Source organism: Arthrobacter sp. cf158 (assembly GCF_900106835.1).
Classification (GTDB): Bacteria; Actinomycetota; Actinomycetes; order Actinomycetales; family Micrococcaceae; genus Arthrobacter.
This window is the reverse complement of record NZ_FNNR01000001.1, coordinates 193,879-220,860: the sequence shown is the minus strand read 5'-3', so window position 1 is coordinate 220,860 and position 26,982 is coordinate 193,879. Positions and strand designations below refer to the sequence as shown.

The window sequence follows — 26,982 nt, the reverse complement described above, 5'->3', positions numbered from 1 at the left end:
CTTCCCCTATGGACCAGCAACTGCACTTCATCACGTTTGCCACGCCGGACCTCGACGCCGCGCGAGCTTTCTACAAGGACGGCCTCGGTTGGGATCCCCGCATGGATGTTCCCGGTGAGATCCTGTTCTTCCAGGTTGCGCCGGGGCTGATGCTCGGCCTGTTCGACGCCGAAAAGTTTGATCAGGACCTCAACAGCTCAACACCCACGGATGGCGTCTGCGGGGTGACGCTTTCCCACAACGTCAGCAGCGCTGAGGACGTATCCAGCACCATCGACGCCTTGGTGGCCGCGGGCGCCACGGTCATCAAACCCGCCCAAGCCGGCGCCTTTGGCGGCATCTTCCACGGACACGTTAAGGATCCGAACGGCATTGTCTGGGAGATTGCGCACAACCCCGGCTGGAGGATCGACGACGACGGCACCGTGGTTTTCGGATGAGTTCACTGCCCCCGACATTCGCCGACGACGTCATCAACCAGAGTGCCCGCATTCAGTTCGACACTTTTCTGGACGAGCACCGCAGGGCCCTCAACGCCAGCTTGGACGGACTCACTGAAGAACAAGCACGACGGCGGTTGGTCCCGTCGCGTACGACGCTCCTGGGCTTGGTGAAGCACGCGATCTTCGTGGAGAAGGTGTGGTTCGACGAAGCCATCACGCGAAGGTCCCGGGCAGAGATTGGAATCCCGGCGTTACCTGACGAGTCGTTCATCCTGGACGAGCATGACACCATCGCCAGCATTCAAGCAGCCCACCAGGAAGCATGCGATGCGTCCCGGCGCGCGGTTGCTGAGCTGGGCCTCGAGGATCTGCTGCTGGGGAACCGCCGCGGGCCGCTCCCCCTCCGATGGGTCTACCTCCATATGCTGCGGGAACTCGCGCAGCACTGTGGGCACGCGGATATCCTGCGGGAACAAATCATCGACGCCGACTCCTGATTTTTGGCATACCAAATAGTCGCAATGATGGACGCGATGCGGGTAAACACTTGCGAAGGGCACTCAACCGGGTGCATTCTGGAATACCAAATGCAGATCGTTGTCCCCAGACGATCACCGCAGTCAGTTCCCCAGGAGTACAACGATGTGCCTTCACGACCACACCTCAGCACCCACACCCAAGGGTGAGCTGCCTCGCCGCGGCATCCTCGCCGGAGCCGCCGCCCTGGCTGGAATCTCCGTAGCGGGCATTGCCGCGCAGTTGGCCTCGGCCCCGGCAGCCCTTGCAGACAACGCCCCGTCCGGGCCGACCTACCCCGGCAAGCCGCTGCCTGCCCAGGCCGTGATCATTGAGGGTGGAACGGTGGTTGACCCCAAGACCGGCGATGCTGTGGCCGATGGTGTGGTGGTGCTCGACGGCGGCAAGGTCACCGCCGTCGGAAGCCGCGACGAAACGCGGAAGGCCGTGGCCGCCGTCGCAAAGCGCGCCCGCGTGCTGAACGCCTCGGGCAAATGGGTGCTCCCGGGCTTGGTCGATGCGCACGTCCACGCCAACGCGCTGGCCGACGCCCGCGCCTTGCTGCAGGGTGGTGCCACGAGTGTCCGCAGCGGTTCCAGCACCTTCTATCAGGACATTGCCCTGGCCGCCCTTCCTTCGTGGGCGCCCGGCCTCTCTCCCAGGATGACTCCGGCGGGCCTGTTCATTTCGCCGGATCAGGGAGATTCCCTCCTGGCCGATCCGGACCTGGCCCCTTTGGCGACACTGAGCGGTGGAGTCAAAGAGCCCCAGGACCTGGCCTACCTCACCCGTATCAACCTCAAGCGCGGGGCCCAGGTCATCAAGACCCGCGCCAACCCACGGGCCGGCCTCCCCGAGCAGGACCCCCGCGAGCTCGTGTACAACGTGGACCAGATCGGAGCGATCGTCAAGGCAGCCAAGGGTGCCGGCGTCCTCTGCCACGCGTACAGCGCAGAGGGTATTGACGGCGCAGTCCGCGCCGGCGTGCGCAGCATCGAACACGGCGTCTTCATGACGGAGAAGACCATCCAGGACATGGCCCGGCGCGGGACTTTCTTCACTCCCACCATGGATGCGATCACCAGCATGGCCCGCTCCGCCAACCCCATCCTGGCCGCCCGCGGAACGGAGTACACGCCGATCCTGCAGGCTGCGGTCCGGGCAGCCAAGGATGCCGGGGTCACGATCGTGGCCGGAACGGACTCCTTTGGAACGGATGTCACACCGATCGGCACGGAAGCGCGGCTGCTCGCCGAAGCGGGATTGACCCCGCTGGAAGCACTGCAGGCTGCCACCACCAACGCTGCCCGCCTGCTGGGACGCGGCGAAACCGTGGGACGACTGGTCCGGGGTTCCATGGCCGACGTCGTGGTGGTTGACTCCGATCCGCTGACAGATGGTTCTGCTTTGGAAAAGGTCAGCACGGTGATCGCCCAAGGAGCCATTGTGCGCACCAACCTCTAGCCCACCCCGGGAAACCCGCCCATAAATCGCCCAGATCGCCGGAAGCATGCCGGGATCGCCGGATAGGACCAGCGACCCCGCACGTTTCCGGCGATTTCGCTGCTCGCCCCGGCCGCCACCCGTAGCCCGAAAAATCCGTTGACACGTGACCAAACAGTCACCTATTCTGGGTCCATGGACGCCGTGTTCAAGGCCTTGGCAGACCCCACCCGCAGGGAACTCCTCGATGAGTTGTTCCGCGAGGATGGCCAGTCTGCTTCAGCCCTCGGAGCCCGGTTCGAGATGACCCGTTTCGGCATCGCCAAGCACCTCAAGCTGCTGGAAGATGCAGGACTGGTGGTCACCCGCCGTCGGGGGCGTGAAAAGCTGCACTTCCTGAACGCTGTCCCTATCCGGCTCATCCACGATCGTTGGGTGAGTAAATACGCAGAACCATGGGCCGCTGCCCTCAGCGACCTCAAATCCAGATTGGAAAGTCCCATGGAAAAGATCTTCGAGATTTACATCAAGACCACTCCGGAACGGCTCTGGGAAGCCATCACGGACAGCGAGATCCGCAGCAAGTACCAGTTCGGGAACACCTTCACCTCGGACTGGACTCCGGGCAGCCGCTTCGAGATGCACAACGTCAAAGCCGGCGCTCCACTGGGCGAGGGCGAGAACATCGAAGTCGATCCCCCACGCCGCCTCGTCCAAACCATGCGCGCCCTCTGGGGCGAGGATGTGAAGGCAGAAGGAACATCGCGGATCACCTGGGAGATCGAGCCCGTTGGCGATTCATGCCACCTCACCGTCACTCACGATCAGCTCCGCGAAGGCGCCAACGATCAACTCTACGGCGGCTGGCCCATGATCCTCTCCGGCCTCAAGACCTGGTTGGAGACCGGCGAGAAGCTCACCACGCCCGGCTCACTCATGTACACGTGAACACATTAAAGAAGGACGACGACGGCGGGCCGCTGCCGCCGTCGTCGTCGGTACTTCAGTCTCCCGCCCGTCAGGCGACGGGTGCCGCGGCCTGAGCTTCAGTCAGCCACGCTGCCTGCAGGGTGCCCAGCAGGTGCGGCGCGAAGTCCTCACCGATTTCGAGGACCACACGGCACCGTGCGCCGCGCTGCTCCGGGAACCCGGCATACTGTCCGCGGAGATCGCAGACCGTCTGGCCACGGCCGGGTCCGTCAGTGGTGTCCACCTGGACGCGGACGGTCGGGGCGAGGGTGAGTTCCACTCCCCTGACAGCGATGGCCGCCGCCAGGGGATCGTGCATGGCCGAGCAAGCACGCCCAAAGATGTCCACGTAGAAGCCAAAGTAGTAGCCCAACATTTCACCGAGCGCCTGCGAGACCGGGTGCTCGTTGGCCAAAAGTTCCTGGCGGTGGTTTTCCTCCAGGACGTTGGTCATGGTCACATCCAACGGCACCAGCGTCACGTTCCAGCTTGCGGCCAGGACCTCGGCAGCGGCTTCGGGATCGTTGGCGATGTTGGCCTCAGCCACGGGAGAGATGTTCCCCGGCGCCAGCGCTGCTCCACCCATGATGGTGACTTCGGCGATGAGCTCCGGGAGCTTGGGTTCCAGGCGCAGGGCTTCAGCGATGTTGGTCAGCGGGCCGATGGCCACCAAGCGCAGCTCCCCCGCATACTGGTGGGCCAACTGGACCAACAATTCGGCCGCCGAAACCCCTACCGGCTCACGGTCGGACGGGACCAGGTCCACCCCGCCAATCCCGTTGTCGCCGTGGACGTGCGGAGCGCCGCCATGGAAAGTACCAACCTGGGGATCGTGCGCACCAACAGCCACGGGGATGTCCGGGTGGCCGGCCAGGTTCAGCAGATCCAGGGTGTTCCGGGCTCCGCCTGCAGCACTGACGTTGCCGCTCACGGTGCCGATGCCCACGAGGTCGGCCCGCGGGGACGCCAGCAGGTAGGCGAGGGCAAGGGCGTCGTCAATGCCGGTATCGCAGTCAAGGAAGAACGGGGCGGGCTGGGTCATGATGGTCTCTCGTTTCAGGTGTAGCGGGTGTGAAGGTGGGGCTGGCGAAGCAGCGGTGAGGTTGGCAGGCAGCCAGGGTTCCGGCGTCGTGCGTTAGATCTTTTCGCCCTTGGGAGCCGCGATGAACAGGCTCACAATGAAGGCCAAGGCGGTAATGGACACCGAAATCCAGAGGGCCGTCGAATAGCCCGCTGCGGTGCCCAGGCCGGCGAACGGCGCAACAACCACGACGCCGAGGCTCGCTCCGATGCCGAAGGAGGCACCGTTGATGCCCGGCAAAGCGGCAGGCGCTTCCTTGGGCGAGAGCAGGACGGACAGGCCGTTGATGGCGGTGAGGAAGAAGCCGTTGTAGAAGATACCCAGGGCGGCGATGGCGATGAGGACTGCGATCTGGTTGTGGACAAACAGTGCGGCCACGATCGCGCAGGCCAGGCTGGTGGCGGTGCCTACGCGAACGGTTTTGATCCAGCCGCGACGATCGGCGATCCAGCCGGCAAGAGGCGCTGCGAACACGCCAATCAAGGCAGCAGGAGTGAGGAACAGCAGCGCTGCAACCGACGCGGTCAGGCCGAAGCCGTTGTCCTTGTCCTGGCTCAGCAGAACCACGGTGAAGTTAATGATGGCGAAGATGCCTGCGAGCGTCAGCACTGTTGTTGCGATGACCGGCCACACCTGGCGTGAACGGAGGTGGTGCACTGCAACCAGCGGCGTTTCACGCTTTTTCTCGATGAGCCAGAAGGCCGCGAAGGATGCGATGCTGCCGGCCAGCAGGCCAAGGGCGGCAGGCGAGGTCCAGCCGGCCGAGGAACCCGTGGAGACAAAGTACGTGATGAACACCAGGAACACCGACAGCGAGCCAGCACCCCACCAGTCCATCCGGCCGGGAGCCACAGAGGACTTACCACCCGGAACAACTTTGATGACGCAGATTGCCGCGATGACAGCCAGCACCAGCACAGCGACGAAAATCGACTGGAAGCCCAGGGTCTCGGCCATGAGTCCGCCGAAGTAGCCGTCCACGCCGCCAACGCCGCCGTTGATGGCCGCGATGATGCCGATGGACGTACCGAAGAGCCGGGCCGGCAGGTACTCGTTGAGAACGATGTAGGAGAGCGCAAAGATGGCGCTCGAAACACCCTGCATGAAGCGGCCGGCCACCAGCAAAGGCAGGCTGGGCGCGAAGATGCAGAGCACAGTACCGGCACCCATGATCGCCAGAACCAGGAGAAGTGCGTTGCGGCGGCCGATGAAGTCGCTCCAGCGCCCGATGACGGGACCGGAAATTGCGCCGGCCAGGAAGAACATCGACTGCACCTGGGCAACTGCTTCCGGTGTCTCACCGAAGAAGGAGCCGATGTGTGGGAGTGCCGGCGTGATCATGCTGGCGTTGAGCTGGAAGGCAAGTACGGCGAGCACCAGCGTGGTGATCAGCAGGGCCGCGGCTTTGCCTTGGAAACGGCCCTGGTCCGTGGCTGTGTTGGGGTCCGCTGAGGCTGCGGCCTGCGGGTCTGCCGTCTGCGTGCCTGTGGTGGCGGGGATGTTCACATCAAACTCCTTTGTCCGAGGGCGCGGGGCGGCGCCACGAGATGTGAGTTGTTATACAAGCATGTATTACGAGCTTGTGCAACCTGTCACAGTCTTCCGGTACAGTGTCCGTAACCCATCTCAAGTGAGGCACCCTTGACCGACAACGCCGTCCAGTTCCTGTCCCGACCCATTGCCACCCAGCCAGGGCAGCCCCTGCGCGTCGCGGCCTATTCCCGCATCGCCGAAGCGATCCGGACCAAGATCCTGCCGCCGGGCTCTTTGCTCCCCACGGAGACCGAGCTGGGCACCATGATGGACGTCAGCCGCACCGTGATCCGGGAAGCGCTGATGTTGCTGGAAGAAGACGGCCTCACCCGGGCACGCCGCGGAGTTGGGCGCTTTGTGGCCGATTCGTTGCCCCGCATCGGCATTGAACACATCCGGCCGTTCGATCAGCTTCTGGGTGGCCAGGAGCAGGACATCCAGGTCAAACGGGTAGCTGCCATCAAGCAGCCGGCCTCCGAATTTGTGGCGCCGGGCATCGGCGTACAGCCCGAAGAGGACGTCTGGTTCTGGGAGAGTGTGCTCATCAGGAACGGCGAGCCTGTGGCGCATCTCCAGGAAAACGTCTCCCAGGCAATCCCTGAAGCTGAAGCTCTTGCCGAGGCTGCAGAGGCTCCCACGCTTTCCGCGTCAACACTCCTGGAAGTCCTCAGCGGCCTTCCCGGCTCATCACTTGGACCCGGCGAATGCCAGATCAGCCTGAGTACCGCCGGGCCCAGCCGCGCAAAGTTGCTGGGGCTCCGCCCTTCCGATCCCGTGCTGGTCCTCACCCAGTACGTCCGCCGGAACGGCTCGCCGTTCTATCTGGCCAAGTGCCTGGTGGCTGCCAAGGCCGGGCACCTCTCCGTCATCCAGTCCTCCTGAAATCCCGCCTCAGCCAATCTCCCGAAAAGGACCTCCCATGAGCACCACCCCTCAGTCTTCTGCGCCCAATTCCTCCCCCACCCTCACCGTGGTTGGCAGCATCAACCTGGACATCACCGCCACAGCCAACCGCCTCCCCTCCCCCGGTGAAACCGTGGGCGGCGGCGTTCTCCGCCAGCAGCCCGGCGGCAAGGGCGCCAACCAGGCCGTCGCTGCCGCCCGACTGGCAGGAAGGTCCCGCATGGTGGGGGCCGTGGGCCACGATGAAGCGGGACTCAGTCTCATCACCGCGATGGCGGGGGCCGGCGTCGACGTCCAGGACATCGCCCGGGTGGACTCCGCCACGGGAACCGCCTTGGTGCTGGTGGACGGCGAAGGCGAGAACCAGATTGTGGTGTGCCCGGGAGCCAACGGCTCCGTGACCCTGGACGGCGTGGACTTCGACGACGACGAGGCCGTCCTCTGCCAGCTCGAAGTGGACCAGAACGTAGTGCTGGAAGCCGCTCGCCGTGCCAAGGGATTCTTCGCACTGAACGCCGCCCCCGCGATGCCCCTTATTCCGGAGCTGCTGGAACGCTGCAACCTGGTGATCGTGAACGAGACCGAGTATGAACTGATCCCCGCCCTCCGCGATGCGCCGTTGGTGGCCGTGACCTACGGCGGCGAGGGTTCGGCGATCTTCGTCGACGGCGAACGCGTCGCCGAAGCGCCCGCCGTACGGGTTACCGATATTGCCAACACCATCGGAGCCGGGGATGCTTTCTGCGCAGCTCTGGTCCTGGCGCTCCAGTCCGGCCTGGAGCACTCGCACGCTTTGGCTGTTGCCAATGCTGTGGGTGCCGACGCCGTCCGTGATGCTTCCTCGCAGCCCGCGTTGAAGCAGTTGGAGCACTACATCGAAGCGACGCGGACAGCCGCTTTGCCCGCCTGAACGACTCCGGAAAAAGCCCCTCCACCCAGGGTGCTACGATTGCTACGGAGGTAGATCATGACAACTATTCCGCACCGCGAACTGCGCAACCAGAGCAGCAAGATTCTTGAACGCGTCAAGAATGGCGAAGTCATTGACGTCACCAACAACGGCGAGGTGACGGCCACCCTCATTCCACCGTCAGCTTCGCCTTTTGAGCGTTTGCTCCAAGCAGGGAGCGTCCGGCCAGCCAGTGAGTCCCCGGTGGACTTCACAATTGTTCCTCGCACCCACAGCGAAATGACCACAGCGGATATCTTGGCCGATTTACGGGGCGATCGGTGATCATCTACGTTGACACGTCGGCTTTCTTGAAGCTGGTCATCGACGAGCGGGAATCTGCAGCCGCTGCCGCATATCTTTCCGAGTTAGCAAGATCAGGCGGGCAACTCGTGGCCTCAATGCTCCTGTACACGGAGATGCACTGCGCGGCTCGTCGCAGGAGTATGCCGTTCGACGTTGTCAACGCCGTTTTAGCCGGCATCAATCTGGTTGACGTGACTCGTTCAGATCTCATGTATGCCGCGGCGTTGCCGAGACAGCTTCGGAGCGCGGACGCTATTCACCTGGCCACAGCTATACGGCTGCAGTCCGACACCTTGGTGGCGTACGACCAAGAGTTACTACTTGCCGCCATGGAATCCGGGCTCACCACGGCGTCGCCGGGGGCGTAGCAGCGGCTTAGGCGCTAATCGATAATCCGGAAGTCGTGGAACTCCTCTGTTGCCTCGGAGAGCTCAAAGTCAACGTTCTCCACCCGGCCTGGCGCCCGCGACGAGTGAAGCCAGTCCTTGAAACGGCTGACGTTCCCGACTTCCCCTTCGGCCACTAATTGCACGGAACCGTCGTGATCGTTTCGGACTGTGCCGGTCAACAGGAGCTCGTCAGCTTTCCGGGCAGTCCAATAGCGAAAACCCACGCCTTGGACCACACCGGTGATACGGGCTGTGAGGCGAAGGGTTCCGTCAGTCATGAGTCCACTTTAACCAGACCTGCCCTTGCCGGTCCCGCTCCCCGTTGAACGGAGAGAAGAGCGAACAAGGGCGGGTTCAGAGCTACGGAGACTTAGCCGATCACGATGTCCCGCGTCGCGTGGCTGTACGTGATGGTCACCGGGCCGCCGTCGTGGTTCAACTCGTGGTTGGCACCATCACGGGCGCCGAACGCACCATAGTTCTCGTCCCACGAGCGGTTCAGCGCGATTTTGTAGGTGTAGAACCCGGCGGGGAGTTCCGCCGTGAGTGTCCACACCTGGACCAGAGGGTTGTACGTCATTTGGGCTTCGTCGTACTGGGGCGCCCAGTCCTCGGGAGCGCCCAGGATCTTGTTGAAATCACCGGCGATTGCCACGGCATCCGGCTGCGGCAACGTCTCGACGTCGGATGCCGCCTTGACCGTGGCCGGCGCCTTGCGGGTGGTGGCCTTCTTCGCGGTGGCCTTCGGAGCAGCGACCTTGGCAGCGGCGGCCTTCGGCGCAGAGACCTTGGCCGCGGCAACCTTCGGCTCCGCCACGTCAGTGGCAGCGACCTTTGGGGCCGCAGCAGCCTTCTTGGTGGCGGCCCGCTTGGTCGCCGCTGCCTTCTTGGCCTGGGGCTTGACTGGCGGGGCAGTCGGAACGGGAACATCGGCTGGGACCGGAGTTCCGGCGTCGAGCGCTGATCCGAACGTTGCTGCGTCCGGGAAGGCGACCGTCGCGCGCAGCCCGTCCTCCGGAATGGTCCAGCCCGAACGGCCCTTGACCAGCCAGCCGGCCTTGACCAATTTGGCCGATGCCGACGTCAGGGTCTTGTGGCCGCGCGGGATGCCGCCACTGAGAAGTTCAGCCTCATGGTCATTGAAAGGTACGCGGACAATCGCTTCGGCCAGTACCTCGCCGGCGTTCAGCGTTGCCTCGGACCACACGCCTTCAGCGAGGATGTCCAGTACGGCCTTCAGACGAAGGTTGGTGTTCTCGGCGGTGTTCGCGCCCATGCTTCTCCTTCAACGGTGGATACTCCCTTGCAGTTTGCCAATGAATTGTTAATTCCCGCGACTGCAATTGGTAAACACCGTGTGTCGTGACCGAGTGTGACATCCCAAGCGCCGCAAGTGATCTACGGGTCTCGGCTGCCGTGCTCTAGGCGTGTGGCACCGAGGCTTTAACCCACTCCGTGACTTCATCCAGCAACACCGATTTCCGGGCGTCGCTGGCGAACGATGACCGAATGGAATTGGCGGCCAAGGTGGCCTGCTCCGGCACCGAGAATTCCAGGACCTTGACCAACTGCTCAAAGTTGTCGTCCACATAGCCACCGAAATACGCGGGGTCGTCAGAGTTCACGCAGACGTTCAGGCCAATGGCGAGCATCTCGGGCAGCGGATGCTCGGCCAGCGTATCCACGGCACGGAGCCGGACATTCGACAAGGGACAGACAGTGAGCGGCACCTGTTCAGCCACCAAACGCTGCACGACGTCCGTGTTTTCCATGCAGCGGATGCCGTGATCGATCCGCTCCACGTGCAGGATGTCCAGTGCCTCGATGATGTAAGACGCCGGTCCTTCTTCGCCGGCGTGCGCGATCCGACGCAGCCCGGCCTCGCCCGCGCGCTGGTACAGGCGCTCAAATTTCGACGGCGGATTACCCACCTCTGCCGAATCCAGCCCGATGCCCGCAATCGGTGCCTTCATGGCAAGGAGCTGGTCCAGTACCTCAAGCGCGGATTCCTCAGACATGTCCCTCAGGAACGCAGCAATGAGGAGGGTGGACACACCGAAGTCTTCCTCGGACGTGGCAAGGGCTGCGGCAACTCCATTCACGCAGGTTTCCAGTGCCACGCCGCGGGAGACGTGGGCTTGGGGGTCCATCATGATTTCCGCGTGGCGTACTCCCCCGGCGGCGGCCCGCTTCAGGTAGGCACGCGTCATGTCCGTAAAGTCCTGCTCGGTCTGCAGGACGGCCATGTTGGCGTAGTAGAGATCAAGGAAGGATTGCAGGTCAGAGAACTCGTACTTTTCCCGGAGTTCTTCAATGTCTTCATACGGCAACTCGATGCCGTTCCGTTCGGCCAGGGCAAAGATCAGCTCTGGCTGGAGAGTCCCTTCGATGTGCAGGTGCAGTTCGGCAACCGGGGGCGCCGGGGCAATAGTTTTCTCGCCAAAAGTTTCCACCCGACAACTCTAGGCCCGAACGGTGGCACGTGTCCCGGAGCACTCAACTTGGTTCTCAAGCCCGGCACCCTCAAACTGAAAGGATGCAGACTTTCCTCCCTTTCGCCGATTTCCGTGAGAGCGCCGCGGCGCTCGACACTTCAAGGCTCGGCAAACAGCGCGTCGAAGCACTCCAGGTCCTCCGCGCGCTGGTGATCCCGGAGTACGGTTGGCAGCAGCACCCGGCCGTTCGCATGTGGATGGGCCACGTACCGGCGCTCACCATGTACGGCCTTGCCATGGCTGATGAGTGGATGAAACGCGGCCACCCGGACAACACCCGGGACAACATCGCGGAGTTCGCCCCGCAGGCCGCACACCCGGACTACGCGTCCCGGATCATCATGCCGCCGTGGCTCGGACACGAGGACCTGCACCTCAGCCACCGTTCCAAGTTGATCGGCAAGGACCCCAAGTTCTACACGCAGCTTTTCCCGGGCACCGAAGAGAAGCTTGAGTACATCTGGCCGGAGCCCAAGCACGAGTTCCACTCGGAAGATCCTGAGGACGACGCCCTGTTGATCCTGCGCGCCAACGTTGAGGACCAGCGCCCGGAGCAGCTCACCGTTGTCAGCATGCCGCCGCACGGCAAGGCCAAAGCCGCGGTTGCAGATCCGGACGAGTACCAGTTTGTGTACGCCGAGGAAAAGTCGCGCCGCCAGGTGGGCGGGCCAAAGAAGCGCCCAGTGGTGCAGCGGGAGAAGAAGCCCACCCGCAAACGCCAAGCCCAGGAGCAGGCGTTCAGCACCCTGCCCGGCAAGACTGAGCTCGCCATTCCGTTCGACGACGGCAAGACGTTCGCAGTCGGCCTCATCCAGGGCCGTCCCATCACTGTGGATGGCCGCTTCGCCCGCAACTTCGAGGTCACCAACGTGATCAAGCGCTCCGACTTCGACTACCCCGCGCTCCTGCAGGATCCCCGCGTGTTCTTCCCGGTCCCGGCGCCTGCGCAATAGCGGCACCTTTTACCAACGCACGACGGCGGCAGCCGGGTTACGTAATTACGGAACCCAGCTGCCGCCGTCGTTGTCTGTTGTGTCTGTTGTCTAAGGGAAGAGCCGCCTAGACGAGTTGTTCCTCATCCACGTGGACGTCCTCCGAGATGTCCATGGCAGGCGGTTTCTGCAGCCTGTAGGCCACAAAATAGCCGCCGGCTGCCAAGGCCACTGTGATCAGGGGAGCAAGTTGGGCCAGTACCGGGACAGCCGTCTGCTCGGTGAGCAGGATGCCCGTCCCTGACGCCAGCAGCCAGGCCACCGTCCCCGGACTGAAGGCCCTCAGGCGGTCGCGCCGGATCTCCGGTACCTCGTTGACGTTCTTGCGGTTCAACGCGATGTAGACCAAGGCGATGGCAACCCAGGCTGTGACAAAGACACCTTGCCAGGCCAGCGCCTTGAGCAGATAAGAAAGCACGTTGGTCAGCATCAGCAGGTAGGCAATGGCTCCAGCTACGATGACCCAGACCCAACGGGGCAACGCCAAACGGAACACCCTGGTGGCGAAGGCGTCCAGGTTGGATGAAGCCAAGTAGTAGTTTGCAGTGTTGATACGGGTTTGCGAGATAAAGATCACCAGCACGCCGAAGATTCCCAGCGAGGAGATGAACGCGTCCACCACCCCTGTCTCTGTGCCCGCCAGCCCCCAGGCACTCATGATGTAGATGCCCACCAAGCCGTTGATGCCGAAGGTGAAGGCATAGAAAACCCAACCAAAGGTGATCCGGCCATGGAATTTCTCGTCCTTCTTACGGGCCATCCGTGCGTAGTCAAACGTGTACATCATCATGATCCACACGCCCATATAAATGAGGTAGGAGGTCAGCCAGCCCGGGATGGGACCGTCGGCGACGCCCTCGGGGAAGCTGACCGGGAAACCGCGGATGGCGGTGGCGGCGACCACCACTGCCACCAGCCCTGCGAAGTACAGAGGCAGCAACCAGCCATTGAGGCGATCGAGCCAGTTCTGCACTCCACCGGCCACCAGCGGCAGGGCGTAGATCACCACGATCGCGTACCACATGGTGATTTCGCCGCCGAAGAATTTCTGGAACGCCACCGCGATGATGGAACCTTCGAACACGGCATAGTAGATGGCCGTGGCCGCGAAAATCAACGATGCGAGCGCGGATCCGACGATTCCGAAAAGGGTCCGGGAGAGGAGTTCGACGGTGAGCCCCGTCCGGGCGGCGTAGCGGGAGAGGACCAGGTTGATGATGCCGTAGCTGGCGATGGTCAGGATCATGCCGATGATGGTGTTGACGGTGCCAACTGCATTGGCGGAAGCCACAGCCACGTAGATCCAGAACATGGCCGAGAACAAGGCCCACCATGCCATGGTCAGGGACCAGCGCGGAGCACGGCGCGCTTCGGGCATGACGTAATTTGCGTAGGACAAAGTAACCCCTAGGGTTCAGGCGAACGGAGTGGGCCCGGATTCCTGCCGCCGCGATGAAACCTGTTGGGGAGCGGTTCCTTAGCTGGCGGGCAACATGGCCCGTGAACTGACGTTAGTGACGCAGCGCACAAGTCGGTATCGGGCCGTCGCCTAAAAGAACACCCTCGGTTTATGCAGATTGCACATTTACCTCAGGCGTGCGCCGCAACGATACTCAGGGCGAGCAGGCACGTGGCGCGGACTTCGCCGTCGGACAGGTCCAGACCCAAGGCATCCTCGATCTTCCGCATCCGATACGTCAGCGTGTTCCTGTGGATGAAGAGTTCATCGCAGATCTCCCTGGAACTGCCGCTGTGCCTCAAGTACGAGTCGAGTGTCTCCCGCAGTGCGGTGCCGCCTTCGGACTCCAAGGGTGCCAACAGGCGTTGCGACATGGCCACCAACCCCGCGCTCGGGAGCCCTTGCACAATTCCGGTCAGGTCGGCGAGCGGAGCCGTCCTGACGCCGGGTGTGCCCACATGACGCCTGGCGAGGCTCAACGCCAGAGGCAGTTCGTTCAGGGTGCTGGACTCGGTGACCACCACAGCCAGTTCCGGAGCATCCTTAAAGAAGTCCCGGACCATGTCCAACAAGCCGGACGTTCCCCGCTTTTGCTGCACCAACAAGGTGGTGAGGCCCTTCTCCTCCATGAATCTGACGATGCCGAAGTTCGCCTCCAACCCCACCCTGGCCCGCCACGCAATGGCACGGAGTTTCAACCGCGGAATGTCCTTGGAAGCGCCGATCAGCACCGAACCCCAGTTCTCCTCGGGGGCAAATCCAGTGTCCACGGCCAAGCGTTTCAGCTGCGCGGGCGTGATGCCGCGATCCTCGTAGAGCGCTTCCATGAACCGTGCGGCCTCACGGGAGTGCAGCGGCGAACGGGAACCCAGGGTGTAGCTGAGTTGCATGGCAATGACAGCGGCTACGGGACCCAGGATGGGCTGCAGCACCACCGTGCTTTTGATGCCCTCGATCATGAGCCGGAAACGCTGCGATTCGCCGCTGGGGATGCGCAGGGTTGTTCGCGCAGTACCTCCGGCGGCGTCTCCTGCCCCGATAAGTTCGAAGCCGACGTCGTCCACCAACGTCACCCGTGCATGAACGAACGTGGCAACGCGCTCCAGGACTGTGGCCAGCGAGCGCCCCTCGGCGGCGAGCCGGGTGCACTCGTCCGCCAGTTCCCAGCCGGACCGCAGCTCCTCATACCGGTCGGTGGCGATGACGTGCTCCACGTGGCGCATGACCAACACAAACGGCACCTCGGGTGGCAGCTCCAACAGGGGAAGGCCGTGCGCTTCGCAGGCTTCCACCAGGCCGGCAGGAAGTTCGCTGTGCGCAGCGCCCAACCCGAACACAAGCCCCGAGACCGGCACGGCCAGGAGCCGCTCCACGTACGCTTCCCAAATCCGGTAGTCCTTCACATTGAGGCCCATGCCGTTGGTCAGCACCAGGGCATTGACGCTGAGGAACGGCGTGGGGTCCATGTGTTCTGTGGGGGCGCACCAGGTGATGGGCCTGGCCAAGCGGCCAGGACTTCCGGGCACCCGCAGGGAAATCTTCAGGTCAGGGTCATCCACCAAGTCCGAAATACGCATTTGGGCCTCCACGAGCTGCAGGCAGATGGTCGCCTGATAGTGCAGACATCATAATCCGCATCACCATATTCAGCAGCCTGCACAATTACTATGCGTGTCGCGCTTGGATAGCGTTGCCCCCATGCAAACGAATGTGACCCCCAACACCTCTGCGTCCAGCACCTCTGCTTCAAGCACTCCTGCGTCCAGCTCCGCGAAGTCCGTGCTGTTGAACTCGGACATGGGCGAAGGCGTGGGCCTTCACGAATTCGGCAATGACGAGCAGCTAATGCGCATCATTGATGTGGCCAACGTTGCCTGCGGCTACCACGCCGGCGATCCCGATGTCATGAACCGGACCGTGGAGCTTGCGGCCGAGCACGGAGTGGCCGTCGGCGCCCACCCCGGCCTGCCTGATCCCGTGGGCTTCGGCCGCCGCCGCATGGTGCTGCGTCCGGAAGAAGTCGAGTCCATCATCCTGTACCAAACCGGCGCACTGACTGCCTTTCTGGCCAAGCATGGCCTGGCCCTGAACCACATCAAACCGCATGGCGCCCTGTACGGGATGCTGTCCGGCGACGAGGAACTCATGGCCGCGGCTGCAGGCACTGCCAAGCTGTTCGGCGTCCCATTCTTCGGCCTCGCAGGGACGGCGCATGAGTCCGTGTGCAGGGCCATGGGCGTGGAGTTCATCCCCGAGTTGTACGTGGACCTTAACTACGGTCCGGCCGGTGAGCTGTTGATCCAGCGCCGCCCCGAGCCCACCAACCCGGAGGCAGCAGCCAACCGCGTACAAAAAGCGCTCGACGGCGGTCCCGTCCTGGCCGTTGATGGCACCGAATTGGACATCACCTTCGGCAGCATCTGCGTCCACTCGGACGCACCCAATTCCGTTGCGGTGGCATCGGCTGTCCGAGCCGTCCTCGACGCCCGTTGATTTCCTGTTTTTCACGATCCCCCACTCCCTGAAAGCGAGAACACCCCTATGGGAACCATCGTCTCCCCACTCCCCGGCATCTTTTACCGCAAGCCCGGCCCGGGCAAGCCGCCGTTCGCCAATGAAGGCGACACGATCGAGGTCGGACAGACCCTGGGCATCGTGGAAATCATGAAGCAATTCACCGAAATCCAGTCCGACGTCGCGGGCGTCCTCGAATCGTTCGAGGTAGCCGAGGGCGACATGGTCAACCCGGGCGACCCCATCGTCGTCGTACGCGAAGGATAGGCGACCATCATGAAGAAGCTGCTCATCGCCAACCGCGGCGAGATCGCTGTACGGATCATCAGGACGGCACGGGACATGGGGATCAGCACCGTGGTTATTGTCAGCGAACCCGATTCCACCTCCCTGGCCGCACGGACCGCCGACGAATTCGTTGTGGTTGGCCCCGCCCCAGCCCCTGCCAGCTACCTCAATCAAGACGCGATCATTGCCGCGGCGCTGGACACCGGCTGCGACGCTGTCCACCCCGGATACGGCTTTCTCTCCGAGAACTCTTCCTTTGCCCGCAAAGTAGCGGACGCAGGACTGATCTGGGTGGGACCCGATGCTGACGCCATCGACATGATGGGCAACAAATCACTGGCACGCGAGTCCGCCCACAAAGCCGGAGTTCCCGTACTGCGCGGTTCCGACGGTCCCCTGGATCCGGAAGCGGACGCCGTAGCCATCGCTGCCGGTATCGGTTACCCCCTGGTGGTCAAAGCATCCGCAGGCGGCGGGGGCCGTGGCATCCGGTTCGTCAACAGTGAAGAAGAGCTGCTGGAAACCATCGACATGGCCCGCGGCGAGGCAGCGTCCGTGTTTGGCGACCCCACCGTGTACTTGGAACGTTTTGTTGAGCACGCACGCCACGTGGAAGTCCAGGTTCTGGGCGACGGCACCAACTTCATCCACCTGGGAGACCGCGACTGCTCCATGCAGCGGCGCTCCCAGAAAGTCATTGAAGAAGCTCCCGCACCAGACCTCCCCGATTCCGTGCGGGAGACCATCCGGCAGTCCTCCGTGGAACTTGCCAGACAGTGTGGCTACCAAGGAGCGGGCACGGTGGAGTTCCTCTACGACCCCCGGAACCACGAGGCCGCCTTCATCGAGATGAACACCCGCATCCAGGTGGAGCACCCCATCACCGAACAGATCACCGGAGTGGACCTTGTCCGGGAGCAGCTGCTCATCGCGGGCACCGGTTCCATGTCCCTGACGCAGGAGGACATCACGTTCACGGGGCACGCCATTGAGTGCCGGATCAACGCCGAAGACCCGGGCAACAATTTCTTCCCGAGTCCCGGACGCCTGAATTCCATCGAATGGCCCACCGGCGACGGAATCCGGGTGGATACCGGTGTGGACACCGGATCCGTGGTGAGCCCCTATTACGACTCCATGCTCGCCAAATTGATCGTCCACGCTGCCGATCGTGACGCCGCCATCGCGGCCACCCTGGACGCTTTGGATCACGTGCACATTGAAGGCGTCAAAACCACAGTCCCGGTGCACAAAATGCTGCTGGCCCGTCCCGAGTTCGCTGCAGTCACCCATCATTCCAAGTTCATCGAGTCCGCTCCCGAGCTGTTGGAGGCGAAATGACCACCCCAAGCCCTGTCCTGAAGGAAGCCCGCTACACGTGGGGCGGCGACGAGTTCCTGTTCGTCGAAGTGGACGAATCCATGAGCCTGGCGGCCAACTTCAAAGTCATGTCCATCGCCCGGAAATTGTCGGACGCGGCCTTGGCCGGCGTCGTCGATATTTGCCCTGCCAACGCCTCATTGCTGGTGCGGTTCAATCCTGACGTTCTGCCGCCGTCGAGCCTTGAATCTTCCGTTCGGAACATCGAACTCGAGCTGCAGAACCACGACGAACAGTCGCTGGAAACCCGGATCATCGAAGTCCCCGTCTGGTACGACGACCCCTTCACGGCGGAGGTAGCCCAGCGATTCCGTGAAGGCTTCCACCAAGAACCGGACGGCACGGACCTCGACTACGCCGCAAAGGTCAACGGCCTGCAGGACGCCGCCGAGTTCATCCGCCGCCACCACGAACAGCCGTGGCTTGTGTCCATGGTGGGCTTCGTGGCCGGGCTGCCGTTCCTCTTCCAATTGGTGGAGCGGGAGAAACAACTGCAGGTGCCCAAGTACCTTAGCCCGCGTACGGACACGCCAAAGCTGACAGTGGGTCACGGCGGATGCTTCGCAGCCATTTACTCCGTCCGGGGCGCCGGCGGGTACCAGATGTTCGGCGTCGCGGCAGCCCCGATCTACGATCCCGCGCAGTCACTGGCGGACTTCGAGGACTTCATGGTGTTCTTCCGCCCCGGCGACATCGTCAAGTTCAAGCCGGTCACCGAAGACGAGTACAACGCCATTCAGGCTCAGGTTGAGGACGGAACCTACCGCTACCGCCAAGTCCCCGTGACCTTCGACGCATCCAAGGCCCTGTCCGATCCGCGGGGCTACAACCAGGAACTCATGGAGGCACTCAATGGCATTTGAGATCAAGAATCCCGGCCTGGCCACCACCGTCCAGGACCAGGGCCGCGTGGGCTATTACAACGTGGGCATCCCGCAAAGCGGCTCCATGGACCAGTACTCGGCCGAACTCGGGAACGCCTTGGTGGGTAACCCGGCCACGGATGCCGTCCTGGAATGCACCTACCTTGGTCCTGTCCTGGTGTCGGACGCGGATGCCATCGTGGCGATCACAGGTGCCCCTGTGGAGGTCAAGGTCAATGGTGAAACCCAGCCCCAGTGGACACGCCTGCAGCTCAGCGCCGGTGACGAGCTGAGCTTCGGAGTTATCCAGGGCGGCACGCGCTACTACATAGCGGTCCGGGGCGGGATCGACGTCCCCGAAGTTCTGGGGAGCCGGTCCACCTACACCCTTGGCGGCATCGGCGGGCTCAACGGCAGGAAGCTGGAAGCCGGGGACGTGGTGCCGGTGGGAGCGCCAGACGGTGATCTTCCGGCCCTCGAAGTGATGCCGGAGCCCTTCCGGCCGACGTTCGCCAAGGAACAAACGGTTCGGATTGTGCTGGGCCTCTACGACCACAGACTCACGGACACCGGAAAGGCCAACCTCCTGAACGGCGAATGGAAAGTCACTCCCGTGGCCGACCGGATGGGCCTCCGGTACTCGGGGCCGGGCGTGGAATGGAAGGAGCGCGAGCAGCCATTCGGTGCCGGCTCCGATCCTTCCAACATCGTCGATGCCGGCTACGCTGTGGGCTCCATCCAGATTCCCGGCGGAACGCAGCCCATCATCCTGCACCGCGATGCCGTTTCCGGCGGCGGCTACGCCATGGTGGCAACGGTCATCAGCGCCGACATGGACCTTGTTGCCCGCGCGGCCCCCGGCACGGTCACCAGGTTTGCTGCCGTCAGTCAGGAGGAAGCGATCGTGGCACGCAAGGAGCGCGCCGAACTCAAAACCAAGGCCTGGGAGGCCGTGGGCGCCAAGCCCTGATCTCCCGCGCTGACTTCAAGCAGGTGTGGCCGGCCTCTGGGTCGGCCACACCTTGCTGCGTGGTGCCCTCGCTCTGTGAGACGGTAAGGGCACGCAGCTACGCAGGGAGGGCCATGGATTTCCAACACATCATCGAAGAAGTGGGCCGGTACATGGACGCCGCCGGTGTGGCTGTCATGGTGATCGGTGCCTTGGTTTCCCTACCGTTGGCCCTGCGGGGATACCAACCCAAACGTGCCAGCGGCCTGGCGCCGTTCTCCCCTTACCGCTCCTACCGCCAACTGTTGGGACGGTCCATCCTTCTAGGCCTGGAGCTCCTGGTGGCCGCCGACATCATCCGGACCGTCGCGGTCACCCCCACCTTTGAAAGCGTTGGCGTCCTGGCCATCATCGTGCTGATCCGGACGTTCCTCAGCTTCTCCCTGGAGCTGGAAATCACCGGCCGCTGGCCCTGGCAGAAGGAAAAAGAGCCGGACGCCGGCCAGCCGCTACGATCGACTTCATGACGCAGCCATGGACTCCGGACATTCTTGGCGAGGGCTTTGAACAGCAAACGCTAAACCTCGACGACGGTGCTGCCGCCACCTTGGTGCGTTACCTAGGCACCGGCCCGCAATGGCTGGAGGCTCCGGAAGGTGAACGCCTCAACGCGGACATCCTCTACGTACATGGCTGGTCCGACTATTTCTTCCAACGCCATCTGGCTGAGTTCTGGCACCGTACCGGTGCCCGCTTTTTCGCACTGGACCTGCACAACTACGGCCGCAGCCTGCGTCCCGGGTTGGTCCCGGGCCTGGTCACCAACCTCTCCGACTACGACGCCGACATCGCAGCAGCCCTGGAAGCCATGGGCCGCACAGGAGATTCCGCCGGGCGGCCGCTCATTCTGCTGGGCCACTCAACCGGCGGACTCACCCTGAGCCTGTGGGCACATCGCCATCCAGGCATTGCCTCGGCCCTGATCCTCAACAGCCCCTGGCTGGAGTTCCAAGCAACTGAACTTGGCAGGCGGGCCATTGCGCCCCTGGTTGGACTCCACGCAAGGCTCCATCCGCTGGCGCCCCTGCCACCAGTGGACCCGGGCATCTACACCCGTGCCGTCTCCGCGGCGCTGGATGGCGAATGGGAATACAACCTCGAGTGGCGGCCCGACAGGGGTTTCCCGATCACTCCGGCGTTCCTTGACGCGGTGTTCCGGGGCCAAGCCACCGTGGCCGCCGGGCTGGGAATCGAGGTTCCAGTGCTGGTGCTGCTTTCGGACAAAAGCTACCTGCAGCCGAAGTGGTCGGCGGACGCACTCACTGCCGACGTCGCACTGAACGTTGATGCCGTGGCCCACCGCTCGCTGTCCTTGGCGGACACCGTCACAGTGAGCCGGCTGCCGAATGCGTTCCATGACATTTTCCTGTCACCAGAACCCATCCGGCGTGAAGCCTTCCAACGCATCGGCCGCTGGCTTCCCACAGCACTGCAACCATCGGATGCAGTGGCGTGGGAAGCCAGGACCGCGGGCTTATAGGAGCTACTTGCCGAGTCCGGCCCTGCGCAATGCCTCGGCCATGGCCGTGTTGGCGGGGGCCACCGGAGCTTGCTGGGGCTTGCCTTGCCGCGCGCCACCCTGGCGGCGATCCCCTTGACCTTGCCGTGGAGCGCCCTGCCCCGGCTGCCCGGAACGCTCTCCACCACCGCGCTGACCTTGCCGGCCACCCGAGTCCCGGCCAGCTGAAGTACGCCCGCCCGGGCCGCGGCCACCCGCGGTGCCGGGTTCGTCGTCGAGCCTTAGCGTCAGCGAAATGCGCTTGCGGTCAGGGTCCGCTTCAAGCACTTTGACCCGGACCACCTGACCGGACTTCACGATTTCCCGCGGGTCCGAAACGAACTTGTTGGACAGGGCAGAGACGTGGACCAGACCGTCCTGGTGTACTCCGACGTCAACGAACGCTCCGAATGCGGCCACGTTGGTGACCGTGCCTTCCAGGATCATGCCGGGCTTGAGGTCGGAGATCTTCTCGATGCCTTCGGAGAAGGATGCCGCCTTGAACGCCGGGCGGGGGTCGCGGCCGGGTTTCTCCAGCTCCGACATGATGTCCTTGACGGTGGGCAACCCGAAAGTGCCGTCCACGAAGGCCTGCGGATCCAAGGCGGTGGCAGGCCCACCGCTGGCGGCGACCAGGATCTTGCGTGCCACCGAGTATGCCTCGGGGTGCACGCTGGAAGCGTCCAGGGGTTCGGCTCCCCCGGTGATCCGGAGGAAGCCTGCGCACTGTTCAAACGCCTTGGCTCCCAGCCGCGGCACTTTCTTGAGGTCGCTGCGTTTGGCGAACGGCCCATTCTCGTTCCTGTAAGCCACGATGTTCTCGCTGAGAAGGGGCCCGACGCCGGCCACCCTGCTGAGCAGCGCGGGCGAAGCGGTGTTCACGTCCACGCCCACGGCATTCACGCAGTCCTCCACCACGGCATCCAGCGAGCGGTCCAGCTTCGCGGCGGTGACATCGTGCTGGTACTGCCCCACCCCAATCGACTTCGGTTCAATCTTCACGAGCTCGGCCAGCGGATCCTGCAGGCGGCGGGCAATGGACACTGCACCCCGGAGAGACACATCCATGCCCGGGAGTTCGGACGCCGCCAAGGCGGATGCCGAGTACACGGATGCTCCAGCCTCGGATACCACCAGCTTCTGGATGCCCTTGGAACCGGCGGCCTCCAGGGACTTGATGAGCTCCGTGGCCAGCTTGTCCGTCTCGCGGGAGGCCGTTCCGTTGCCTATCGCCACGAGTTCCACGTTGTACTGCTTGGCCAGACGAGCCAACGTGGCCAAAGCCTCGTCCCACTTCTTCGCAGGTGCGTGCGGGTAGATGGTGTCCGTGGTGACCACCTTGCCGGTGCCATCCACAACGGCCACCTTCACGCCCGTGCGGAGTCCCGGGTCCAGGCCGAGCGTGGCCCGGTTACCCGCAGGAGCGGCAAGCAGCACATCACGGAGATTGGCCGCGAAAACGCGCACAGCTTCGTCTTCCGCGTCAGCGAACATACGCCCACGAAGGTCCGTGGTGAGACGATCCAGAATGCGGCCGCGCCACGCGAGCTGGGCAGTCTGAGTCAGCCACGCATCCGCCGGACGCCCCTGGTTGGCAACCCCGAGGCACGTGGCCACAGCGTTCTCGTACTTGCCACGCGCGGCGGCCAGGGCGTCGTCGTCGGCGGGGTCAGCCTCGGCAAGATCCAACTCAAGGACGCCGTCCTTTTCACCACGCAGCAAGGCGAGCACCCGGTGCGACGGCATTCCTGACGGCACCTGGGCGAAATCGAAGTAGTCCTTGAACTTCTGGCCCTCGGCTTCCATGCCCTTCTTGACCCGCGACACCATGCGCCCCTGCTTCCAGAGCCGCTCGCGCAAGTCCTCCGCGAGATCCGGATCCTGCCCGACCCGTTCCACCAGGATGGCACGCGCCCCTGCGAGCGCCATGGTGGCGTCCTCGATGGAGTGCTCGGCGTTGAGGTACTTGGCGGCTTCGGTGGCGGGGTCCAGTTGCGGGTTGGCGAGCAGGACATCGGCCAGGGGCTCAAGCCCGGCTTCGCGGGCGATCTGGGCCTTGGTGCGGCGCTTGGATTTGAAGGGCAGGTAAATGTCTTCCAGCCGGGCTTTGGTGTCAGCCCCGACGACGGCGGCTTCGAGTTCCGGGGTCAGCTTGCCCTGGGCGGCTATCGCCTCAAGGACGGACTTTCTCCGCTCTTCCAACTCACGCAGGTACCTGAGGCGTTCCTCAAGGTCGCGGAGCTGGGTGTCATCAAGCGTCCCGGTGACTTCCTTACGGTACCGGGCGATGAAGGGGACGGTGGATCCGGCGTCGAGCAGTTCCACTGCGGCCTTGACCTGCCATGCCTTGACGCCGAGTTCTTCGGCGATCTGGGCGTGGATGGCAGAGTCAGCTGACTGGTGTTGGAGATTTGAAGTCACCATGACAGTTTGCCTCACATGGCCGACAGTTTCAGCGGAACGTAGGGCGAAGGCCTATCCCGGGGGCGCTGTTAGTGCTGTAGTTGGACCATGCAGGAACTGCTCATCATCCTTCAGGACGGGTTCGTTTCCGATGACGTGACCGTGACCGTCAACGGCAAGGAAGCCGTCACTGAGCGTGGCATCTCCACCAAGATGCTGTTGGGAATGGCCGACGAAATCACGGTGGAACTGCCGGCCAAGGGCGCCACGGTGGGTGTGGAGGTCAGCAGCAGAAAACTCAGCGCCACGAAGAAGCTCGCGGGTAAACCGAAGAGCCTGATCGTCTCGATCGAAGACGGCGAACTCGTGTTGCGCGAAGGAACGGGCCGCGAGGCTTTCCTCTAAGGGAGGGCCTCGCGGCGGCTGGATTGGTTGCCGGTTTTGGGCCTCAGTGGGCCATGTGCTCCTTGGCCGAGATGTGCTCCACCATCTCGCCGAGGCGCTCTTCTGCATAGTGGTTGCGGGCAATATCGCCCTGGCTGATGATCCCTACCAGTTTGTGGTCGCTGATCACCGGCAAGCGGCGCACCTGATGCTCCTCCATCATGGTCACGGCCTCGTCAACGTTGGCGTCGGCGTCCACCCAGTAAGGCTTGCCGGTGGCCAGCTCACTGGCACGGACCTCGCGGGCATCCCTGCCTTCGGCCAAACACTTGACCACGATGTCGCGGTCTGTGATGAAGCCGGTGAGCTTGCCGTCGTGGCCACAAATGGGGAGTGAACCGCAGTCCAGGTCCCTCATGAGCATGGCGGCTTCCTGAAGAGTCTTGTCCTCTTCGATGCACTGGGCATTGGTTGTCATGAATTCACGTACGACACTCATGGATCCTCCTTCATCGATTTGGGGCATCGACGCGGGGCCTTCGGCAGGAGTCGTTCGGCTCAGGCGCCGATGATGCCAGCCTACGCCCGGCGGCAAGGGCTGACCAGACGCTGCGGGCCCTCCACGACCTCTGGAGGAAAAGAAACCGCTTGATTTCTCTGGATATAATCCATTCGCTGGAGTATCCTCAACGTGGGTTACACACGGCTTCTGGGCATTGGCCATTCCGACTCGTTTCGAGCATCCCCACGCGCACCCGCCCCGCCCTGAACCGTCATGCCGTCCATGCGCCACAGCGCGTGGACGAACGCATATTGACTGCTTGCAGAGCGAGAAAGAACACCCTCATGGACACCCCCAACGTCCCCAGTACCCACTACATCCCTGCCCCCGGGAACCCGGCTTCCCTTCCTCTTCCACCCCAGACCACGTCCTTTTCCTGGCCCTCTGAGGACTGGTGGCGCTGCTGGCGATCCGCAGCCCTGAGCGGCCGCTATGAAGGGAATCAAGCCACCAGCGGCCCGATCGGAAGCGCGCTGGACCTCCGCCTGGATGTCGATCCACGTCAGGGTGTGGAATCACCGGTCCTGAACAAGGTCAGCGGTGACCTCTACAGCACGCGCATGGTCAAGGTGGCGGGCGTGAACCAGCTCGTGAAAACGTACGTGGAATCGTGGATCGTGGATGCGCCCGTTATCACCACTACCCACTCCGACGCCCACATATCGGGTGCTGTCCGGTTCTGGAAGGGCGTGCATCCTGCCACCACCGTGGAGATCGTGGTGTCCTGGTCGCACGGAGCCATCACGGGCGCCGTGGCCACGTTCGCGGTGGGCGGTGTGGCTGGACCGCCGTACGCTTGCACCTACCGCTCGGACTGTTTCCGCGACGTCAACTTCGAATTCGACTACTGCGCCTCTGTGGACATCGAACCCAAAGTTCCCGTCTACAACAGCCACGCACACAACAACCGCCCGGCCGACCTTTCGGACCGGAACATCTCCATCGAGTCTGCGTACAAGGACGCCGGGATCGCCGTCACTGTTGATCCGGTGCACACGGTGATTGACGACAGCGCCGCCGGCTTTGCTTCCTGGAACGTGGGCGAACTCCACGACGCCATGGAAACCTCGTTTGGCAAGTTCACTTCAGGGTGGCCGGCGTGGAACCTCTGGGGCATTCAGGCAGGCATTTTCGACAGCGCCGGAGTCGGCGGCATCATGTTTGACGCCGCTGCAGGCTTTGGCGGTGCAGGTCGCGGACCCGACCGCCAGGGTTTTGCTGTCTTCCGCAGCCACTCCTGGTTCACCAACCTGGTCTCCGACCCCACCACCCAGGACCAGGCGTGGGCCATGCGCCATTTCCTCTATACCTGGGTGCACGAGGCCGGGCACGCCTTCAACTTCCTGCACGCGTGGGACAAAGCCCGGCCGGACTCCTTGTCCTGGATGAACTACGACTGGAAATACGATCAGCGCAACGGCGCCGATACGTTCTGGGGCAACTTCCGCTTCAGGTTCGACGACGACGAACTCCTCCACATGCGCCACGGCGACCGCGCCGCAGTGATCATGGGCGGAGACCCGTGGGCCTCCGGCGGCCATCTCGAGTCCCCTCCTGGCGCAATGACCGTGTCCGGGCCGGGCAGTGACCTGGAGTTGACGCTCTCTGGCAAGGGCTACTTCGACTACATGGAACCGGTGGCCCTTGAGTTCCGGCTGCGCAACACCAGCGACGCGCCGCTTCAGGTGGATGGCCGGCTGGATCCCCGGTACGGAAACACGTCCGTGTACGTTCAGAAGCCGGACGGGACCGTGATCCTGCACCAATCAGTGGTGTGCTTCTATGGCATCCCCGAACTTGTGACGTTGTCGCCGGCAGCTGACGGCACTGATGGCAGCGACAGGTACAGCCAGTTGGTCCAGTTGGCCTATGGCACCGGCGGCTTTGCCTTCGATGAGCCCGGCCAGTATTTGATCCGGGCCGTGTATTCCACGGACGGGATCGTCCAGGCTTCCAACACCCTGCCAGTGCGCATCGGCTTCCCGGTGACCAAGGAAGAGGACAGGTTCGCTCCGGACTTCTTCACCCGGGAAGTCGGCCTGACCCTTGCGTTCGAAGGGTCCATGTCGCCGTATCTCAGCAAGGGACTGGACACTCTCACGGAGGCAGCCGAGCGGTTCAGTGGTGAGCCTTTGGGCGTGAAGGCGGCTACCGCCGTCGCGCAGTCCGTGGGAGATGACTTTTACCGCCGCAAGGACGACAAAATGGTCAAGCACCACAGCGCTGACCCCCAGCGGGCACTTGCGCTGACGGATACCGGTTTGGCGGGTTACCAGCAGGGAGCGGGAGCCAGCAGCAACCTCGCGTATCGCGGCCTGGTGGAATTGCGCAGCGAACTGCACGCCAAGGCGAACAACACCGCGGCGGCAAAGTCCGAGGTTGAAACCCTCGCCAAGGATCTGGGCACCCGGGGCGCCAACGCCACAGTGCTTGCCCAGGTCAAGGAACTCATCCCAACAACTCCGGCGGCCCGTTCCCGCCGGTCGGCTCCGAGGAAGCCTGCCAAATAGCCGTCGGATGGCTCTTTGGTCTGCGGCTCCTCCGCAGCCGGCGACGGCGGCACCCCGCCCTTGGTGCCGCCGTCGCTCCCTAAGCTCCTGCCG

Annotated in this window: 27 protein-coding genes; 18 read left to right on the top strand and 9 right to left on the bottom strand. The window is 63.4% G+C overall.

Translation table 11 applies throughout. The features are described 5' to 3' along the window. Nucleotides 1-8 precede the first annotated feature (8 nt). The 4 genes from BLW08_RS01040 to BLW08_RS01025 all read left to right on the top strand — a co-directional run bounded on the left by BLW08_RS01040 (nucleotide 9) and on the right by BLW08_RS01025 (nucleotide 3,350). Nucleotides 9-440, top strand: coding sequence for a VOC family protein (locus BLW08_RS01040; RefSeq protein WP_090820202.1), 432 nt, complete (start codon nucleotides 9-11; stop codon nucleotides 438-440). After that, on the top strand, nucleotides 437-940 hold the full coding sequence (locus BLW08_RS01035; RefSeq protein WP_091322880.1) for a DinB family protein: 504 nt from the start codon (nucleotides 437-439) through the stop codon (nucleotides 938-940). The genes BLW08_RS01040 and BLW08_RS01035 overlap by 4 nt, the downstream gene beginning before the upstream one ends. Before the next feature lie 145 nt (nucleotides 941-1,085). Continuing rightward, the gene (locus BLW08_RS01030; protein WP_091322878.1) at nucleotides 1,086-2,423 is read left to right on the top strand and encodes an amidohydrolase family protein; all 1,338 of its coding nucleotides are present in this window, start codon (nucleotides 1,086-1,088) and stop codon (nucleotides 2,421-2,423) included. Between the two features lie 174 nt (nucleotides 2,424-2,597). After that, the gene (locus BLW08_RS01025) at nucleotides 2,598-3,350 is read left to right on the top strand and encodes an ArsR/SmtB family transcription factor (RefSeq protein WP_091322876.1); all 753 of its coding nucleotides are present in this window, start codon (nucleotides 2,598-2,600) and stop codon (nucleotides 3,348-3,350) included. A 70-nt stretch (nucleotides 3,351-3,420) separates the two neighbouring features. On the opposite strand, the gene BLW08_RS01020 is transcribed toward BLW08_RS01025, so the two are convergent. Both BLW08_RS01020 and BLW08_RS01015 read right to left on the bottom strand, forming a co-directional pair. Continuing rightward, on the bottom strand, nucleotides 3,421-4,413 hold the full coding sequence (locus BLW08_RS01020; protein WP_090820210.1) for a nucleoside hydrolase: 993 nt from the start codon (nucleotides 4,411-4,413) through the stop codon (nucleotides 3,421-3,423). Nucleotides 4,414-4,506: 93 nt separating this feature from the next. Next, the gene (locus tag BLW08_RS01015) at nucleotides 4,507-5,958 is read right to left on the bottom strand and encodes an MFS transporter (RefSeq protein WP_091322874.1); all 1,452 of its coding nucleotides are present in this window, start codon (nucleotides 5,956-5,958) and stop codon (nucleotides 4,507-4,509) included. Nucleotides 5,959-6,093: 135 nt separating this feature from the next. On the opposite strand from BLW08_RS01015, the gene BLW08_RS01010 reads away from it, so the two are divergent. The 4 genes from BLW08_RS01010 to BLW08_RS00995 are packed head-to-tail and all read left to right on the top strand — an operon-like array spanning nucleotide 6,094 to nucleotide 8,511. Then, a complete protein-coding gene (locus BLW08_RS01010) occupies nucleotides 6,094-6,867 on the top strand; it encodes a GntR family transcriptional regulator (protein WP_091322873.1) in 774 nt (257 codons plus the stop codon). 37 nt (nucleotides 6,868-6,904) lie between these two features. Continuing rightward, the gene (locus tag BLW08_RS01005; RefSeq protein WP_091322871.1) at nucleotides 6,905-7,798 is read left to right on the top strand and encodes a ribokinase; all 894 of its coding nucleotides are present in this window, start codon (nucleotides 6,905-6,907) and stop codon (nucleotides 7,796-7,798) included. Between the two features lie 57 nt (nucleotides 7,799-7,855). Continuing rightward, the gene (locus BLW08_RS01000; protein ID WP_091322870.1) at nucleotides 7,856-8,122 is read left to right on the top strand and encodes a type II toxin-antitoxin system Phd/YefM family antitoxin; all 267 of its coding nucleotides are present in this window, start codon (nucleotides 7,856-7,858) and stop codon (nucleotides 8,120-8,122) included. Then, nucleotides 8,119-8,511: a type II toxin-antitoxin system VapC family toxin gene (locus BLW08_RS00995; protein WP_091322868.1), complete on the top strand. Its 393-nt coding sequence runs from the start codon at nucleotides 8,119-8,121 to the stop codon at nucleotides 8,509-8,511. The genes BLW08_RS01000 and BLW08_RS00995 overlap by 4 nt, the downstream gene beginning before the upstream one ends. A 14-nt stretch (nucleotides 8,512-8,525) precedes the next feature. Here the strand turns inward: BLW08_RS00995 and BLW08_RS00990 are convergent, their stop codons facing one another. The 3 genes from BLW08_RS00990 to BLW08_RS00980 all read right to left on the bottom strand — a co-directional run bounded on the left by BLW08_RS00990 (nucleotide 8,526) and on the right by BLW08_RS00980 (nucleotide 10,985). Beyond that, the gene (locus tag BLW08_RS00990; protein WP_091322866.1) at nucleotides 8,526-8,810 is read right to left on the bottom strand and encodes an acylphosphatase; all 285 of its coding nucleotides are present in this window, start codon (nucleotides 8,808-8,810) and stop codon (nucleotides 8,526-8,528) included. A gap of 92 nt (nucleotides 8,811-8,902) precedes the next feature. Further along, on the bottom strand, nucleotides 8,903-9,808 hold the full coding sequence (locus tag BLW08_RS00985; protein ID WP_091322865.1) for a pullulanase X25 domain-containing protein: 906 nt from the start codon (nucleotides 9,806-9,808) through the stop codon (nucleotides 8,903-8,905). A 145-nt stretch (nucleotides 9,809-9,953) separates the two neighbouring features. Continuing rightward, nucleotides 9,954-10,985 (bottom strand): adenosine deaminase, encoded by a 1,032-nt coding sequence (locus BLW08_RS00980; RefSeq protein ID WP_091322863.1) that lies wholly within the window; start codon nucleotides 10,983-10,985, stop codon nucleotides 9,954-9,956. An 83-nt stretch (nucleotides 10,986-11,068) separates the two neighbouring features. On the opposite strand from BLW08_RS00980, the gene BLW08_RS00975 reads away from it, so the two are divergent. Continuing rightward, nucleotides 11,069-11,980, top strand: coding sequence for an MSMEG_6728 family protein (locus BLW08_RS00975; RefSeq protein WP_091322861.1), 912 nt, complete (start codon nucleotides 11,069-11,071; stop codon nucleotides 11,978-11,980). 106 nt (nucleotides 11,981-12,086) lie between these two features. Here BLW08_RS00975 and BLW08_RS00970 read toward each other — a convergent pair whose 3' ends face one another. After that, nucleotides 12,087-13,418 carry a purine-cytosine permease family protein gene (locus BLW08_RS00970; RefSeq protein WP_254779608.1) on the bottom strand — a complete coding sequence of 444 codons (1,332 nt, stop codon included), beginning with the start codon at nucleotides 13,416-13,418 and terminating at the stop codon, nucleotides 12,087-12,089. Nucleotides 13,419-13,609: 191 nt separating this feature from the next. Next, a complete protein-coding gene (locus BLW08_RS00965) occupies nucleotides 13,610-15,055 on the bottom strand; it encodes a PucR family transcriptional regulator (protein ID WP_091322858.1) in 1,446 nt (481 codons plus the stop codon). A 121-nt stretch (nucleotides 15,056-15,176) separates the two neighbouring features. Here BLW08_RS00965 and pxpA point away from each other — a divergent pair, with 121 nt between their 5' ends. The 7 genes from pxpA to BLW08_RS00930 all read left to right on the top strand — a co-directional run bounded on the left by pxpA (nucleotide 15,177) and on the right by BLW08_RS00930 (nucleotide 21,012). Then, nucleotides 15,177-15,971 carry a 5-oxoprolinase subunit PxpA gene (pxpA, locus tag BLW08_RS00960; protein WP_091322857.1) on the top strand — a complete coding sequence of 265 codons (795 nt, stop codon included), beginning with the start codon at nucleotides 15,177-15,179 and terminating at the stop codon, nucleotides 15,969-15,971. A gap of 48 nt (nucleotides 15,972-16,019) precedes the next feature. Then, a complete protein-coding gene (locus BLW08_RS00955) occupies nucleotides 16,020-16,259 on the top strand; it encodes an acetyl-CoA carboxylase (RefSeq protein WP_090820234.1) in 240 nt (79 codons plus the stop codon). Nucleotides 16,260-16,268: 9 nt separating this feature from the next. Then, a complete protein-coding gene (locus BLW08_RS00950) occupies nucleotides 16,269-17,621 on the top strand; it encodes an acetyl-CoA carboxylase biotin carboxylase subunit (protein ID WP_091322854.1) in 1,353 nt (450 codons plus the stop codon). Continuing rightward, complete coding sequence (locus BLW08_RS00945) at nucleotides 17,618-18,523, top strand: 5-oxoprolinase subunit B family protein (protein WP_091322852.1); 906 nt, start codon at nucleotides 17,618-17,620, stop codon at nucleotides 18,521-18,523. Before BLW08_RS00950 ends, BLW08_RS00945 begins: the two co-directional genes overlap by 4 nt. Then, a complete protein-coding gene (locus BLW08_RS00940) occupies nucleotides 18,513-19,493 on the top strand; it encodes a 5-oxoprolinase subunit C family protein (protein ID WP_091322850.1) in 981 nt (326 codons plus the stop codon). Before BLW08_RS00945 ends, BLW08_RS00940 begins: the two co-directional genes overlap by 11 nt. A gap of 113 nt (nucleotides 19,494-19,606) precedes the next feature. Then, complete coding sequence (locus tag BLW08_RS00935) at nucleotides 19,607-19,999, top strand: DUF1622 domain-containing protein (protein ID WP_090820241.1); 393 nt, start codon at nucleotides 19,607-19,609, stop codon at nucleotides 19,997-19,999. Beyond that, on the top strand, nucleotides 19,996-21,012 hold the full coding sequence (locus tag BLW08_RS00930) for an alpha/beta hydrolase (protein ID WP_091322847.1): 1,017 nt from the start codon (nucleotides 19,996-19,998) through the stop codon (nucleotides 21,010-21,012). Before BLW08_RS00935 ends, BLW08_RS00930 begins: the two co-directional genes overlap by 4 nt. A gap of 3 nt (nucleotides 21,013-21,015) precedes the next feature. Here the strand turns inward: BLW08_RS00930 and BLW08_RS00925 are convergent, their stop codons facing one another. Then, nucleotides 21,016-23,454, bottom strand: coding sequence for a Tex family protein (locus BLW08_RS00925; RefSeq protein ID WP_091322845.1), 2,439 nt, complete (start codon nucleotides 23,452-23,454; stop codon nucleotides 21,016-21,018). A gap of 87 nt (nucleotides 23,455-23,541) precedes the next feature. On the opposite strand from BLW08_RS00925, the gene BLW08_RS00920 reads away from it, so the two are divergent. After that, nucleotides 23,542-23,838 carry a hypothetical protein gene (locus BLW08_RS00920; RefSeq protein WP_090820247.1) on the top strand — a complete coding sequence of 99 codons (297 nt, stop codon included), beginning with the start codon at nucleotides 23,542-23,544 and terminating at the stop codon, nucleotides 23,836-23,838. A gap of 43 nt (nucleotides 23,839-23,881) precedes the next feature. Here BLW08_RS00920 and BLW08_RS00915 read toward each other — a convergent pair whose 3' ends face one another. Then, nucleotides 23,882-24,316, bottom strand: coding sequence for a CBS domain-containing protein (locus BLW08_RS00915; RefSeq protein ID WP_090820248.1), 435 nt, complete (start codon nucleotides 24,314-24,316; stop codon nucleotides 23,882-23,884). A 347-nt stretch (nucleotides 24,317-24,663) separates the two neighbouring features. Between BLW08_RS00915 and BLW08_RS00910 the strand changes: the two genes are divergently transcribed. After that, complete coding sequence (locus tag BLW08_RS00910; RefSeq protein ID WP_091322842.1) at nucleotides 24,664-26,889, top strand: hypothetical protein; 2,226 nt, start codon at nucleotides 24,664-24,666, stop codon at nucleotides 26,887-26,889. Nucleotides 26,890-26,982: the final 93 nt, after the last annotated feature.

Bases quoted from the DNA above. Each gene is read 5' to 3' on its own strand.
- BLW08_RS01040 (WP_090820202.1), top strand. From the start codon at position 9: ATGGACCAGCAACTGCACTTCATCACGTTTGCCACGCCGGACCTCGAC.
- BLW08_RS01035 (WP_091322880.1), top strand. From the start codon at position 437: ATGAGTTCACTGCCCCCGACATTCGCCGACGACGTCATCAACCAGAGT.
- BLW08_RS01030 (WP_091322878.1), top strand. From the start codon at position 1,086: ATGTGCCTTCACGACCACACCTCAGCACCCACACCCAAGGGTGAGCTG.
- BLW08_RS01025 (WP_091322876.1), top strand. From the start codon at position 2,598: ATGGACGCCGTGTTCAAGGCCTTGGCAGACCCCACCCGCAGGGAACTC.
- BLW08_RS01020 (WP_090820210.1), bottom strand. From the start codon at position 4,413: ATGACCCAGCCCGCCCCGTTCTTCCTTGACTGCGATACCGGCATTGAC.
- BLW08_RS01005 (WP_091322871.1), top strand. From the start codon at position 6,905: ATGAGCACCACCCCTCAGTCTTCTGCGCCCAATTCCTCCCCCACCCTC.
- BLW08_RS01000 (WP_091322870.1), top strand. From the start codon at position 7,856: ATGACAACTATTCCGCACCGCGAACTGCGCAACCAGAGCAGCAAGATT.
- BLW08_RS00990 (WP_091322866.1), bottom strand. From the start codon at position 8,810: ATGACTGACGGAACCCTTCGCCTCACAGCCCGTATCACCGGTGTGGTC.
- BLW08_RS00985 (WP_091322865.1), bottom strand. From the start codon at position 9,808: ATGGGCGCGAACACCGCCGAGAACACCAACCTTCGTCTGAAGGCCGTA.
- BLW08_RS00975 (WP_091322861.1), top strand. From the start codon at position 11,069: ATGCAGACTTTCCTCCCTTTCGCCGATTTCCGTGAGAGCGCCGCGGCG.
- BLW08_RS00965 (WP_091322858.1), bottom strand. From the start codon at position 15,055: ATGCGTATTTCGGACTTGGTGGATGACCCTGACCTGAAGATTTCCCTG.
- pxpA (WP_091322857.1), top strand. From the start codon at position 15,177: ATGCAAACGAATGTGACCCCCAACACCTCTGCGTCCAGCACCTCTGCT.
- BLW08_RS00955 (WP_090820234.1), top strand. From the start codon at position 16,020: ATGGGAACCATCGTCTCCCCACTCCCCGGCATCTTTTACCGCAAGCCC.
- BLW08_RS00950 (WP_091322854.1), top strand. From the start codon at position 16,269: ATGAAGAAGCTGCTCATCGCCAACCGCGGCGAGATCGCTGTACGGATC.
- BLW08_RS00945 (WP_091322852.1), top strand. From the start codon at position 17,618: ATGACCACCCCAAGCCCTGTCCTGAAGGAAGCCCGCTACACGTGGGGC.
- BLW08_RS00940 (WP_091322850.1), top strand. From the start codon at position 18,513: ATGGCATTTGAGATCAAGAATCCCGGCCTGGCCACCACCGTCCAGGAC.
- BLW08_RS00935 (WP_090820241.1), top strand. From the start codon at position 19,607: ATGGATTTCCAACACATCATCGAAGAAGTGGGCCGGTACATGGACGCC.
- BLW08_RS00930 (WP_091322847.1), top strand. From the start codon at position 19,996: ATGACGCAGCCATGGACTCCGGACATTCTTGGCGAGGGCTTTGAACAG.
- BLW08_RS00925 (WP_091322845.1), bottom strand. From the start codon at position 23,454: ATGGTGACTTCAAATCTCCAACACCAGTCAGCTGACTCTGCCATCCAC.
- BLW08_RS00920 (WP_090820247.1), top strand. From the start codon at position 23,542: ATGCAGGAACTGCTCATCATCCTTCAGGACGGGTTCGTTTCCGATGAC.
- BLW08_RS00915 (WP_090820248.1), bottom strand. From the start codon at position 24,316: ATGAGTGTCGTACGTGAATTCATGACAACCAATGCCCAGTGCATCGAA.
- BLW08_RS00910 (WP_091322842.1), top strand. From the start codon at position 24,664: ATGGACACCCCCAACGTCCCCAGTACCCACTACATCCCTGCCCCCGGG.